Annotated in this window: 8 protein-coding genes; 2 read left to right on the top strand and 6 right to left on the bottom strand. The window is 60.6% G+C overall.

The features are described from left to right. Nucleotides 1-120 precede the first annotated feature (120 nt). Nucleotides 121-1,371 (top strand): nitronate monooxygenase, encoded by a 1,251-nt coding sequence (locus tag KKO72_RS07740; RefSeq protein WP_214937050.1) that lies wholly within the window; start codon nucleotides 121-123, stop codon nucleotides 1,369-1,371. Between the two features lie 53 nt (nucleotides 1,372-1,424). On the opposite strand, the gene KKO72_RS07735 is transcribed toward KKO72_RS07740, so the two are convergent. The 6 genes from KKO72_RS07735 to KKO72_RS07710 all read right to left on the bottom strand — a co-directional run bounded on the left by KKO72_RS07735 (nucleotide 1,425) and on the right by KKO72_RS07710 (nucleotide 10,778). Beyond that, on the bottom strand, nucleotides 1,425-3,677 hold the full coding sequence (locus KKO72_RS07735) for a penicillin-binding protein 1A (RefSeq protein WP_214937048.1): 2,253 nt from the start codon (nucleotides 3,675-3,677) through the stop codon (nucleotides 1,425-1,427). A gap of 192 nt (nucleotides 3,678-3,869) precedes the next feature. Beyond that, the gene (locus KKO72_RS07730; RefSeq protein ID WP_251140519.1) at nucleotides 3,870-4,472 is read right to left on the bottom strand and encodes a glutaredoxin domain-containing protein; all 603 of its coding nucleotides are present in this window, start codon (nucleotides 4,470-4,472) and stop codon (nucleotides 3,870-3,872) included. A gap of 106 nt (nucleotides 4,473-4,578) precedes the next feature. Then, nucleotides 4,579-6,636 carry a M3 family metallopeptidase gene (locus tag KKO72_RS07725; RefSeq protein ID WP_214937045.1) on the bottom strand — a complete coding sequence of 686 codons (2,058 nt, stop codon included), beginning with the start codon at nucleotides 6,634-6,636 and terminating at the stop codon, nucleotides 4,579-4,581. A gap of 5 nt (nucleotides 6,637-6,641) precedes the next feature. After that, complete coding sequence (folD, locus tag KKO72_RS07720) at nucleotides 6,642-7,508, bottom strand: bifunctional methylenetetrahydrofolate dehydrogenase/methenyltetrahydrofolate cyclohydrolase FolD (protein ID WP_214937043.1); 867 nt, start codon at nucleotides 7,506-7,508, stop codon at nucleotides 6,642-6,644. 91 nt (nucleotides 7,509-7,599) lie between these two features. Further along, nucleotides 7,600-8,226, bottom strand: coding sequence for a response regulator transcription factor (locus KKO72_RS07715; RefSeq protein WP_214937041.1), 627 nt, complete (start codon nucleotides 8,224-8,226; stop codon nucleotides 7,600-7,602). Further along, nucleotides 8,223-10,778: a PAS domain-containing sensor histidine kinase gene (locus tag KKO72_RS07710; protein ID WP_214937039.1), complete on the bottom strand. Its 2,556-nt coding sequence runs from the start codon at nucleotides 10,776-10,778 to the stop codon at nucleotides 8,223-8,225. The genes KKO72_RS07715 and KKO72_RS07710 overlap by 4 nt, the downstream gene beginning before the upstream one ends. A gap of 164 nt (nucleotides 10,779-10,942) precedes the next feature. Between KKO72_RS07710 and aceE the strand changes: the two genes are divergently transcribed. Continuing rightward, nucleotides 10,943-13,645, top strand: a complete 2,703-nt coding sequence (aceE, locus tag KKO72_RS07705; protein WP_214937037.1) for a pyruvate dehydrogenase (acetyl-transferring), homodimeric type — start codon at nucleotides 10,943-10,945, stop codon at nucleotides 13,643-13,645. The last annotated feature ends 17 nt before the right edge of the window (nucleotides 13,646-13,662 follow it).

Genomic DNA, 13,662 nt, shown 5'->3' with positions numbered 1-13,662 from the left:
GGGCGGGGAGGATTCTGGAGTCGCTTGGGTCATCTCACCCAGCTGTTATTTTGGGCCTCTTCCTAGTTCACCTGCCAGGATGTTTCCTCGCCGAAGACGCCCGTTGCCTCAAGGATTTTCATGAAACGTGTTGATGACTTTCGCCTGAAATTCGGCCAAAAAGAGTATGTGCCGATCATGGTGGGTGGTATGGGCGTCGATATTTCGACGGCAGAACTGGCACTGGAAACCGCCCGGCTGGGTGGCATTGGCCACATCTCGGATGCGATGGTCAACGATGTGTCTGACCGCCGTTTTGACACCAGTTTTGTCAAAGACAAAACCAAGCTCTACAAACACAACATCCTCAATGCCGACAAGTCCGACGTCAAGTTTGACCTGGACATCCTGGCCGAGGCCACGCGCAACCACGTGGGCGCCACCATGGAAGCCAAAAAGGGTGATGGCCTGATTTTTGTGAATTGCATGGAAAAGCTGACCATGAACGGTCCGCGCGAAACCCTGCAGGTGCGCATGGCCTCCGCGCTGGACGCGGGTATTGACGGCATCACGCTCAGCGCTGGTTTGCACCTGGGTTCCTTTGGCCTGATCGCCGATCACCCGCGTTTTCGCGATGCCAAGCTCGGCATCATTGTGTCCAGCGTGCGTGCGTTGCAGCTGTTTTTGCGCAAGAACGCGCGGCTGGACCGCAAGCCCGACTTTGTGGTGGTGGAAGGCCCGCTGGCCGGTGGCCACCTGGGCTTTGGCCTGGACTGGGCGCAGTACGACCTGGCCACCATCATTGCCGAGGTGATCAAGTTCGTGAAAGACGAGGAGCTCAACATCCCGGTGATCGCCGCTGGCGGCATCTTCACCGGCAGTGACGCGGTGTCGTTCCTGGAAAGTGGCTCGGCCGCCGTGCAGGTTGCCACCCGCTTTACCGTGGCCGAGGAGTGTGGTCTGCCGGCCGACGTCAAGCAGGATTACTACATGGCCAACGAAGATGACATCGTGGTCAACACCATTTCGCCCACCGGTTACCCGATGCGTATGCTCAAAGGTTCCCCGGCGATTGGCGACGGCATCCGACCCAATTGTGAGTCGTATGGCTACCTGCTCGATGGCAATGGCAACTGCGCCTACATCACCTCGTACAACCGTGAACTGGCGCTGCACCCCAGTGGCAAAAACATCTCGGTGATGGACAAAACCTGTTTGTGCACCCAGATGCGCAACTTCAAGCTGTGGACCTGCGGCCACTACACCTACCGCCTGAAAGACACCACGCGCCGTGGGCCGGACGGCAAGTACCAGCTGTTGACGGCGGAACACATCTTCAACGACTACCTCTACAGCGTTGACCACCAGATTGCGCTACCACCCGGGGTTTGACAGTTCGGTCCTGACCAGGCGTCTGACCTGGTTGGGGGACATCGCTGTCAGCGCTAAAAGCTGAACAGATCGATGAGTTTTTGCAGCGGGTCCAGATCAATCGAGCGGGTTGCCGTGTTGTCTGAGAACGCATCCATGACCCAGTCACCCTGTGACATCGACACACCCGCCGGAGGTGTTGGCATGCTCACCGGTTGTTTGGCCAGGTTCACGCGCATGTAGTCGATCCAGATCGGCAAGGCCACGGTGGCGCCAAACTCATGGCTGCCCAGGCTGCGCGGTTCATCAAAACCCATCCAGGCCACCGCGGTGGTACTGCCGCTGTAGCCCGCAAACCAGCCGTCCACCGCGTCACTGCTGGTGCCGGTTTTGCCAGCCAGGTCGTGCCGCGCCAGTTTCTGTGAAGCGCTGGCTGCGGTCCCCGAGCTGGTGACCTCGCGCAACAAACTGTCGGTGATGAAGGCGTTGCGGGCATCAAGCACCCGGTTGGCTTCCTGTGCGGGCAACACCGGGGCGGCTTCAAACAACACATTGCCCCGGATGTCGGTGATTTTCTGGATCAGGTAGGGGTTGACCTGAAAGCCGCCATTGGCAAACACCGAATAAGCCCCGGCCAGCTGCAAGGGGGTGACCGCACCGGTCCCCAGGGCCAGCGTGTAGTTCACCGGTTGTTTGCTCACATCCAAGCCAAAACGGGGTAAAAAATCGTGGGCATAGGCCGGTGTGATGGCGCGCAGCAGGCGCACCGCCGCCACATTTTTGGACTTGGCCAGCGCGGTGCGCAGGGTGATGGCACCGTCAAACTGGTTGTCGTCGTTCTGCGGCTGCCAGGGCTGGCCGCCGGTTTCTTCGCTGGTGAGTGTCAATGGGGCGTCGTTGACCAGGGTGCCCGGTGTGTAACCTTTATCGAGTGCGGCGGAATAGATGAAGGGTTTCATCGCCGAGCCGGGTTGGCGCCAGGCCTGGGTCACGTGGTTGAACTCACTGCTGTAGAAGTCAAAACCACCCACCAGGGCGCGCATGGCACCGGTCTGGTTGTTCAGCGCCACCAGGGCCGCACCCACATTGGGTATCTGGCTTACGCGCCAGCGGCCTTTGTTGTCCTGCTCGACGCGGATCACCGAGCCAGCCTTGATCTTGAGTGCCGCCGGGGCTTTGTCTTTCAAAGCATTGCTCGCAAAACGCAAACCTTCGGGCAACAACTCGATGCTGTTGCCGTTGGCCAGGACCGCCCGCACACTTTTGGGTGTGGCCGATACCACCACGGCGGACAGCAGTGTGTCGCTGGCCGGGTACTTTTGCAGCGTGGCCTCGATCAACTTTTGGCGCTCGGTGGCGTCTCGTGGCAGGTCGATCTGGGCTTGTGGACCCCGGTACCCGCGCCGTTGGTCATAGGCCAGCACCGAGCGGCGCACTGCGGCGTAGGCGGCGTCCTGGTCAGTGCTGACCAGGGTGGTGTAGACGTTGATGCCGCGGGTGTAGGTTTCGTCCTTGAACTGGCCAAAAATCGCCTGGCGCACCATTTCGGCGGCGTAGGGTGCGTGGTTGTTGATGGACTGGCCCTCGGCCAGCACATGGATGTTGTCTTTGAGTGCCGCCTGGTACTGCGCCTCGGTGATGTACTTCAGGTCCAGCATGCGTTTGAGCACCAATTGTTGGCGCGCTTTAGCCCGCTGCGGGTTGGTGATCGGGTTGATGCTGGACGGCGCCTGTGGCAGCCCCGCCAGCATCGCGGCTTGGGCCAGGCTCAGGTCCTTGAGTGATTTGCCAAAATAGATGCGTGCTGCACTGCTGAAACCGTAGGCACGTTGACCCAGGTAGACCTGGTTCATGTAGAGCTCCAGGATCTGGTCCTTGCTGAGTTCCGCCTCGATCTTGTAGGCCAGCATCACCTCGGTGAGTTTGCGCGAGAACAGCTTCTCCTTGGTCAGGTAAAAGTCGCGCGCGACCTGCATGGTGATGGTGGAGGCCCCTTGTTTGAGTCCGCCGCTCAGGTCGGCCAGCACCGCACGCACCACACCTTTGTAATCCACCCCACCGTGTTCGTAGAAGCGCGAATCTTCGATTGCCAACAGTGCCTGCTTTTGCAGCAGGGGTATGTCTTTGATAGCAACAAAGTCCCGCCGCTCCTGGCCAAACTCGCCAATCAGCACGTTGTCGCTGGTGTACACCCGCAGGGGGATCTTGGGCCGATAGTCGGTCATGGACTCCAGGCTGGGCAAATCCAGAGGAGAGGCGGCATAAACAGCAGGCCCGACCAGCACCCACAGCAACAACAGCGCACGGCAAAAGTGTGAAATGGGCATCTTCAAGTTAGATCAGGTGGCCAGAAGGGCTGATGGGGTGGGATGGGTGCCAAGGCGCCGCGTGGTGCGCTGGGCAGTTGGCTGAGGTCGGTCTGCATGTGTTTGAAACAGCCGCTGATTGTCCAGCTTGCCGCCTGGGCTCGTGTGTCAGCTATGTGAACCTGACACGGTCTTTTGTAAGCAGATGCAAATTCAGAACTGGATACCTGCCGGATTGCTGGGTGACACCCGCGTTGCCGCAGCGGGAGCCGGTGCGCTGGTTCTGGCGGGTGCTTCGGGCGCCTTGGCCGCACTGGGGGCCGACTCCGTGGGTTTGGCCGCCACCAGTGGGCTGGGCTCGGCATAACGGTAGCCAGCGGGCAGCTTGCTTTTCTCAGGATAACCGGCGGCGTTGAGGTACTGTGTCCATTCGGGCGCGGAATAACCTTTGATCTGCTGGCCACCCACAGTGAGCAGCGGCACCGAGCCGGTGTTGGCCAGGCGTTTGAGCGATTCGGCATCGTCGTTGCTCTCGACGGTTTTCTCCGTGAAGGGGATGCCACGGCTGCGCAGCAAAGTGCGGCCCTCGTCACAGGGCATACATTCCTTGGAGCTGAAAAGGGTCACCGGGTATTTCGCTGCCACCTGGCGCAACTCATAGGGCAGCGCGCTGGCTGCGTTGCCGACGTCCTTGCCGTCAGCACTCAGGGGCGTCACTTTGGCCGAAGCGGCCGGGGGTTTGTCTGAAAAGGTGACACGCCCGTCCGGGCCGACGATGCGGTAGAGCGTCTGTGCTTGTGCGGAGGTCTGGGTCAAGACGGCAGCCGTGCAAAAACATAGCAGTCCACCCAATATGGATAAGGGCTTGCGTGCTCTGAGAGCATGGATATGAAGCTGACGATGTGCCATTTGCAGACCTCCTTTAACGCGTTTGGACCATGCCCTGGTGCCGCAACAAGGCGTCCAGCAGCGGCTCGCGTCCGCGAAACGCCTTGAAAGACTCGATCGCCGGGCGGCTACCACCTGCCTCCAGGATCGCCTGGCGGTAACGCCGACCGGTGTCCAGACTAGGCTGGCCTTCAGCGCCCATGGTTTCCTCAAAGGCGGCATACGCATCCGCGCTGAGCACCTCGGCCCATTTGTAGCTGTAATAACCCGCCGCATACCCTCCGGCAAAAATGTGGCTGAAGGTGTGGGCGGTACGGCTCCAGCTCGGAGGCTGCAACACCGCCACTTCATCACGCACCTGTTGTAGCAAGGGCATGATGTCCTGGGCCGGGTCGTGGGCGCTGTGCAACAACATGTCAAACAGCGAGAACTCGATCTGGCGCAGCGTCTGCATACCACTCTGGAAGTTCTTGGCCGCCAGCATCTTGTCAAACAGGGCACGCGGCAGCGGCTCGTCGGTGTCGACGTGCGAGGTCATGTTCTTGAGCACCTCCCACTCCCAGCAGAAGTTCTCCATGAACTGGCTGGGCAACTCCACCGCATCCCATTCCACACCGCTGATGCCCGACACATCGCGCTCGTTCACCTGGGTCAGCAGGTGGTGCAGGCCATGGCCAAACTCGTGGAACAAGGTGGTGACATCGTCGTGTGTCAGCAAGGCCGGGCGGCCTGCCACACTGGCGGCAAAGTTGCACACCAGGTGCGCCACCGGGGTTTGCAGGGTGTGGGTGTCGGGGCGCAACCAGCGGGCACGCACGTCGTCCATCCAGGCGCCCCCACGTTTGCCGTTGCGCGCGGTCGGGTCCAGGTAAAACTGGCCGACCAGCGTGCTGGCGGCGCCGTCTGTCGCCGCACGTTCGATGCGGTAAAAGCGCACATCTTCGTGCCAGACCGGGGCATGGTCTTCGCGGATCTGCACCTCAAACAGGGTTTCGACAATCTGGAACAGACCGGCCAGCACCTTGGGCAGCGGAAAGTACTGCTTAACTTCTTGCTCGTTGAAGGCGTAGCGGACTTCCTTGAGTTTTTCACTGACATAGGGCCAGTCCCAGGCCTGCGGGTCAGTCAGGCCCAGCTGTTCCGTCGCAAAGCTGCGCATGTCGGCCAGGTCTTGTTCGGCAAAGGGTTTGGCACGTGTTGCCAGGTCACGCAGGAAGTGGATGACTTTGTCGGGCGACTCGGCCATCTTGGGCACCACCGAGAGGGTGGCAAAGTTGGCGTAGCCCAGCAGTTGGGCTTCTTCGAGGCGCAGCGCCAGCAACTCCTTGATCAGCTCGGAGTTGTCAAACTTCTGGCTGGCCTCATCGGCCTGGTTGGAAGCGCGTGTCACATAGGCGCGGTACAGCTTTTCACGCAGCGCGCTGCTTTTGGCAAACTGCATGATGGGCAGGTAACACGGCATTTTGAGCGTGAGTTTGTAGCCCTCTTTGCCATCTGCCTGCGCGGCCGATTGGGCGGCCTGCAGAATGTCGTGGGGCACACCGTTTAGCTCGTCCAGCGTGGCGTAGTAGGCAAAGGCGTCGGTCGCGTCGAGCGCGTTTTCGCTGAATTTTTGGCTGGCTGCGGCCTGCAACTCCTGAATCGCGGCAAAACGTTCGCGCGCTGCACCTTGCAACTCAGCACCACCGAGCACAAAGTTGCGCAAGGCGTTTTTGTGCGCCTGGCGTTGTTCGGGTGTCAGCGTGTTGGCGTCAATGGCTTTGTACTTGGCGTACAGGCGTTCATCGGCACCCAGGCGGGTGTAGAACTCGGTGACCTTGGGCAGGGCGGTATTGAAGGCCGCGCGTAACTCGGGGCTGTCGGCCACACTGTTGAGGTGGCTGACGGCGCCCCAGGCGCGTGACAACTGCTCGGTGGCCACATCGAGCACACGGGCCATGTTGTCCCACTTGGCCTCGAAAGCTGGTGCGGTGACGCTTTCGAGCGCCTGGTTGGCCTGGGTCAGCAGCTGCTCCAGCGCCGGTTCGATATGCTCCGGGCGGATCTGGTCAAACGCGGGCAGGTCGTCAAAAGAGAGTAGGGGATTGGTCATGGTGCTCAGATGGTGCTGCGTTCGGCGGCTTCAAGGGTGTTGACCAGCAACATGGTAATGGTCATCGGGCCGACACCACCCGGTACCGGGGTAATGTAGCCCGCGACCTGGCGCACACCGTCAAAGTCGACGTCGCCACATAATTTGCCTTCGTCATTGCGGTTCATGCCCACATCGAGCACCACCGCGCCGGGTTTGACCATGTCGGCGGTCAGCACATTGCGCTTGCCCACCGCCGCCACGATCACGTCGGCCTGAAGTGTCATGGCCTTGAGATCAGCCGTGGCACTGTGGCAGATGGTGACGGTGGCGTTTTTCTGCAGCAGCATCATGGCCATGGGTTTACCTACGATGTTGGAGCGGCCAATCACCACCGCGTGTTTGCCACGCAGGTCGTAGCCAATGGACTCCAGCATCTTCATGCAACCATAAGGCGTGCAGGGCCAGAAACCCGGCATGCCGGTCATCAGCGCACCGGCGCTGGCAATGTGGAAACCATCCACATCCTTCAAGGGCGAAATCGCCTCGATCACCTTGCTGGCGTCAATGTGTTTGGGTACCGGCAACTGCACCAGGATGCCGTGGATGGCCGGGTCGGCATTGAGCCGGGCAATGTGGGCCAGCAACTCGGCTTCACTGAGGCTGGCTTCGTACTTTTCGAGCACCGAGTGAAAACCGCAGTCTTCACAGCCCTTGACCTTGTTGCGCACATAAACCTGGCTGGCCGGGTTGTCACCGACCAGGATCACCGCCAGGCCGGGGGTGATGCCACGGGCCTTGAGGGCGCGGGCGCGTTCGGTCACATCCAGGCGCAATTGTTTGGACAGGGCCACGCCGTCAATGATCTGGGCGGTGGGGGCAGGTGTGTTCATCGCAAATCCATCATAAAAAAAGCCCGCTAGTCCTTACGGGGCGGGCGTTGATAGCTATTCTAAAAATAGCACAAGAGAAGCAGGTTCGGGCTCAGGCTTTGACCGCATTGGGTCCCAGGGCCACTTTCAGCAGGTCGGCCACGGTGTTGGCGTTGAGCTTTTCCATGATGTTGGCGCGGTGCGCCTCCACCGTCTTGATGCTGATGCCCAGGTCGTCAGCGATCTGTTTGTTGAGGCGGCCCGCCACAATGCGTTCCAGCACCTGGGACTCGCGCAGGGTCAGGCGCGCCATCAGGGCGTCGCGTGCGGCCGTGCTCTGGTATTCGGCAAAAGCCCCTTTGGCCTGCTCCAGCATGCGCTCCACCAGCGGCACCAGTTGTTCTTCCTGGAACGGCTTCTGGATGAAGTCCATCGCGCCCTTTTTCATGGTGTCCACCGCCATCGGCACATCACCGTGGCCGGTGATGAAGGCCAGGGGCAGGGGGGAATGGGCGTCGATCAGACGGGACTGCAGTTCCAGGCCGGTCATGCCTGGCATGCGGATGTCGATGATCAGGCAGGCCACTTCGCGCGGGTCGTAGCGGCTCAGGAAGGATTCGGCGGAGTCGAAACACCTGACCCGGTAATCTTTGCCCTCCAACATCCACTGCAAGGAATCTCGCACGGCTTCATCGTCATCAACGACATACACGGTGCCTTTTTTGGGGATCAAACTCATGACGGTACCTGAAATCCTGGTTGTTCAGAACGCTTCGCGGGCGGCGCTGAGAGTGGGTCCGGGTTGGGTATCCAGAACGTGAAACAGCAGCCAACGACAGCCTCGCCATTGTAGAGGTTCTCCGCTTTCATTCTGCCCAGATGGGATTCGACAATTGAGCGGCACAAAGACAGGCCAATGCCCATGCCTTCGGGCTTGGTCGAGTAGAACGCCTCGTACAGCCGCGCCATGACCTCCGGCGCAATGCCCTGGCCCGAGTCGGACACCTTGAACTCGACCACCGACTTGTCATCGACCCAGGCCGTGGCCACCCGCAGTTTCACCAGACGCTGTGCGGTGGGCTTCTGGGCGGTGTCGATGGATTCGGCGGCGTTTTTCAGCAGGTTCAGCAGCACCTGTTCGATCAGGATCGGGTCCACCAGGATGTTGGGCAGGTTGGGGGCGACATACTGGTTGAGCTTGACGTTGCGCCGACGCAGCTCGATTTCGGCCAGTTCCACCGCTTCGGACACCAGGGTGCTCACATTGGCAATGCTGCGGTTGGGCTCACTGCGCCGTACAAACGAGCGGATGCGCTGGATGATCTGCCCGGCCCGGTGCGCCTGGCGGCCGGTTTTTTCCAGCGCGCCGAGCAGCTCGTTTTGGGTGATCTGGTTGCCTTTGATGCGCGAGAGCATGCCGTTGCAGTAGTTGTTGATGGCGGTGAGTGGCTGGTTGAGCTCGTGTGCCACGCTGGAGGCCATTTCCCCCATGGTGATCAAACGACTCGACGCCTGCGCGCGTTCGGCCTGGATCTCGGCCTGCTCTTCGGCCATGCGACGTGCGGTGATGTCGGTGGCAATCACCATCTGCGCCAGGCGACCATCCACCCAGCTCAGGTAGCGGGTGCGCACCTCCAGCCAGCGGCCCAGACTGCCCAGATACACCTCGGCGCTCTCGGCCTCCTTGTCTGAGAGTTGGCTGGTGGGCAGGCCGGCAAAGGCGTCCACCATGTCCTGTGATTCGTCACTGTGGTTGAGGGCAGGCACACCGGCTTCAGCCACCAGTTGCAGGTGTCCCTGGGCTTCGGTGCCAAACCACAGGCGGTATAACTTGTTGGCAAACAGCAGCTCGTGGCTGCCCAGTGGGGCCACCGAGATGGAGGCATCCAGCGCTTCCAGCACTGCGGTGAAACGCTCGTGCGAGGCGGCGAGTTGTTCACGCACCCGGGTCGGCTCGGTGATGTCGGTCATCGAGGTCATCCAGCCGGTTTGCTGGCCAAAGGCATCAATCAGGGGCGAGACATACAGGTGCGCCTCAAAGATGTCACCGTTCTTGCGTTTCACCCGGAACTGGATACCGCTGGGCTGGATCAGGCCGGCGAGTTCTTCGCGCAGCCTGGCCCTGAGCGCTTCGTGGTCACTTTCGGGCCAATACGGGAAGGGAGCGGTCTGGTTCACCAGTTCGGCCTCGCTCCAGCCCGTCATCTGGCAAAACGCGGTGTTCACATAGGTGATGCGCCCGTGCAGGTCAAGCGCGCGCATGCCGGTGAGCATCGAGTTTTCCATGGCCCGGCGAAAAGCGGTTTCGCGGATCAGTGCCTCTTGTGCCTGGATGCGCCTTCGGGTGTGACGCCAATTGGCCAGCAACAGCCAGGCCGTCACCGCACTGAGCACCATCACCAGCCAGAACAGGCCACTGCCGATTACCCCCAGGGAGGTGCGGTAGGCCTGGCCACGCAGCGACAAACCATTGCCGATGGGTGACACTGGCAGCTGGTAGGCATTGACCGGATTGGCCCAGGGCAAGATGCTGCGGGTGAGGGTTTTCTCGACCAGGCTGGTGCCTGCCAGCACCTTGCCGTCGGCGTCCAGAAAAGCGATGGCGTATTTGGACGTGACCTCGGACGGAACACCGTAACGGAAGATCGCATCGACCGAGTAGGTCACGATCAGGTCACCCTTGAAGCGGGTTTTGTCGATCAGGGGCAGGTGCAACTGCACCAGGGTGGGGCCGTTGTCCTGCTTGCGCGGGGTTGAATACACAGGCAACAACACGTCGCGCACCAGCAGGTAGTTCTGCACGGTTTCCTCCACCCGGCGGCGGATCTGGGCGCTTTGTTTGGAGGAACGCGCCAGAACACCGCTGGCGTCAAAACTGCCGCGTTCCCGAAAGCCGTCGTCCATCCAGGTCATGCTTTGGATCTCTGGGAACTGGTTGCTAAAGGCTTCGGCACGGCTGAGAAAACTGTCCTCTGAGACCTCGCGCCCGGCCATTTCGCGGGCGAAACGCATCAGCTGCTCCTGCTGCTCGAGCAGGCGCAGGCGTACCCGCTGCTGGGAGTACTCCACATCGCGGTGGATGGCCTCGCGCTCGCGCGCGATTTCTTCAAAACGCAGGTAGGCAAACGCCGACAGGATGGCGGCCAGAAACAGCAACACCGCCGCCAGCGGTGCCAGCATGGCCAGCCTGTCCTGGCGGTGGGCCGTTTGACCCTTCCACCAACGGCGCAATCTGGCGCGTGGGTTGAGCGTATCCGGGCTGTCGGCAGGCGAGGAAAGGGGCAGAGACATGGCTTGAAGTGTAGGCGGCTTGAGGCCTTGTTGTTGTTTGTCATATTTCATAATGCGAATTGACCCTACGCAATTTGAAATATTTTGAAATGCCCCTAGAATCCCGCTCGCGACAAAAATGGCCAAACCCACTACCATTCCCGGCCACCACACAGGAGACATGCATGTCAGTAGCACCCGATAACCATACCGCCGTTGATGCGGATGCCCAGGAAACCCGCGAGTGGATGGACGCACTGAGCGCCGTCATTGAAAAAGAAGGCCCAGAGCGTGCGCACTATCTATTAGATCAACTGCTGGAACACGCCCGGCAAAACAGCCTGGACATGCCGTTTTCTGGCAATACTGGTTACGTCAACACCATCGAACCCGACCAGGAAGAACGCTGCCCAGGCAACATCGAGATCGAAGAGCGCCTGCGTGCCTACATGCGCTGGAATGCCATGGCCATGGTGGTCAAAGCCAACCGCCATCACCCTGAAGACGGTGGGGACTTGGGTGGTCACATCGGCTCTTTTGCCTCATTGGCCAGCCTGTTTGGTGCCGGCTTCAACCATTTCTGGCATGCCGAGAGCCAAGACCACGGCGGTGACTGCCTGTATGTCCAGGGCCATGTGGCGCCTGGTGTGTATGCCCGCGCCTTTTTGGAAGGCCGCTTGACCGAAGAGCAATTGCTCAATTTCCGCCAGGAAACCGCTGGCAAGGGCTTGTCTAGCTACCCGCATCCCAAGTTGATGCCCGAGTTCTGGCAGTTCCCCACGGTGTCGATGGGTCTGGGGCCGCTGATGGCGATTTACCAGGCGCGTTTCCTGAAGTACTTGCATGCCCGTGGCATTGCCGACACCAGCAAGCGCAAGGTCTGGGTGTTCTGCGGCGACGGCGAAATGGACGAGGTCGAAAGCCTGGGCGCGATTGGTCTGGCTGCACGTGAAAAACTCGACAACCTGGTTTTTGTCATCAACTGCAACTTGCAGCGCCTGGACGGCCCGGTGCGTGGCAACGGCAAGATCATCCAGGAGCTGGAGGGCACCTTCCGCGGTGCGGGCTGGAATGTGATCAAACTGATCTGGGGTGGCAACTGGGACCCGCTGCTGGCGCGCGACAAGGACGGTGCTCTGCGCAAGGTCATGATGGACACGCTCGACGGCGACTACCAGGCCTTCAAGGCCAACGACGGCGCGTTTGTGCGCAAACACTTCTTCGGCCGCTCGCCCGAGACGGCGAAGATGGTCGAGAAGATGAGTGATGAAGAGATCTTCGGCCTGCAACGTGGTGGTCACGACCCGCAAAAGGTCTACGCGGCTTACCACAAGGCCGTCAACCACACCGGCCAGCCCTCGGTTCTGCTGATCAAGACCGTCAAAGGTTACGGTATGGGCAAGATCGGTGAGGGCAAGAACAACGTGCACCAGACCAAAAAGCTTGGTGATGACGACATCCGCGCCTTCCGTGACCGCTTCAATATCCCGATTCCCGACAGCCAGTTGGCTGACCTGCCGTTCTACAAACCGGCTGACGACACCCCCGAGATGCAGTACCTGCATGCCCGCCGTCAGGCGCTCGGTGGCTACCTGCCGCACCGCCGTACCAAGGCCGATGAGTCCTTCACCGTGCCGTCCATCGAGACCTTCAAGTCGGTGATGGAACCCACCGCGCCGGGCCGCGAAATTTCGACGACCCAAGCCTATGTGCGCTTCCTCACCCAGCTGCTGCGTGACCAGGCGCTGGGCCCGCGTGTGGTGCCGATCCTGGTGGATGAGGCCCGCACCTTTGGTATGGAAGGCCTGTTCCGTCAGATTGGTATCTACAACCCGGCAGGCCAGCAGTACACCCCGGTCGACAAAGACCAGGTGATGTATTACAAGGAAGACGTCAAGGGCCAGATCCTGCAAGAAGGCATCAACGAAGCCGGCGGTATGAGCAGCTGGATTGCCGCAGCCACCAGCTATTCAACAAGCAACCGCATCATGGTGCCGTTCTACGTGTACTACTCGATGTTCGGCTTCCAGCGCATTGGTGACCTGGCCTGGGCTGCGGGTGACATGCAGGCGCGCGGCTTCCTGCTGGGCGGCACCTCCGGGCGCACCACGCTCAATGGCGAAGGCCTGCAGCACGAAGACGGCCACAGCCACATCCTGGCTGGCACCATTCCGAACTGCATCAGCTACGACCCGACCTTTGCGCATGAAGTTGGTGTGATCCTGCACCACGGCTTGAAACGCATGGTCGAGAAGCAGGACAACGTCTTCTACTACCTGACCCTGCTCAATGAAAACTACGCGATGCCGGGCCTGACCCCGGGCACCGAAGAGCAAATCATCAAGGGCATGTACTTGTGCAAGCCCGGTGTCGAAGGTGTCAACAACCCGCGTGTGCAGTTGCTCGGTTCGGGCACCATCCTGCGCGAGAGTTTTGTCGCGCAAAAACTGCTGGCCCAGGACTGGGGTGTGACCGCCGACGTCTGGAGCTGCCCCAGCTTCAACGAACTGGCGCGTGATGGCCAGGAAGCCGAGCGCCAGAACCTGCTGCACCCTGCCGACACCCCGGTGGTGTCCTTTGTGGCGCAGCAGCTGCAAGGCAGCGAAGGCCCGGTGGTGGCGTCGACCGACTACATCAAGGCCTATGCTGAGCAGATTCGCCCCTACATCCCGAAGGGCCGCACCTACAAGGTGCTGGGCACCGACGGTTTTGGCCGCAGCGATTTCCGCAGCAAGCTGCGTGAACACTTCGAGATCAACCGCTACTACATCGTGGTGGCGGCGCTCAAGGCATTGAGTGAAGAGGGCAAGGTGCCCGTCGCCAAGGTGGTGGAAGCCATCGCCAAATACGGCATCGATACCAACAAAGTCAACCCCCTTTACGCCTGAGCGAGCGGAGACACAAC

The sequence above is a fragment of the Rhodoferax sp. U11-2br genome, assembly GCF_018619435.1.
GTDB lineage: Bacteria > Pseudomonadota > Gammaproteobacteria > Burkholderiales > Burkholderiaceae_C > Rhodoferax.
This window is presented reverse-complemented; position numbering and strand designations above follow the sequence as displayed.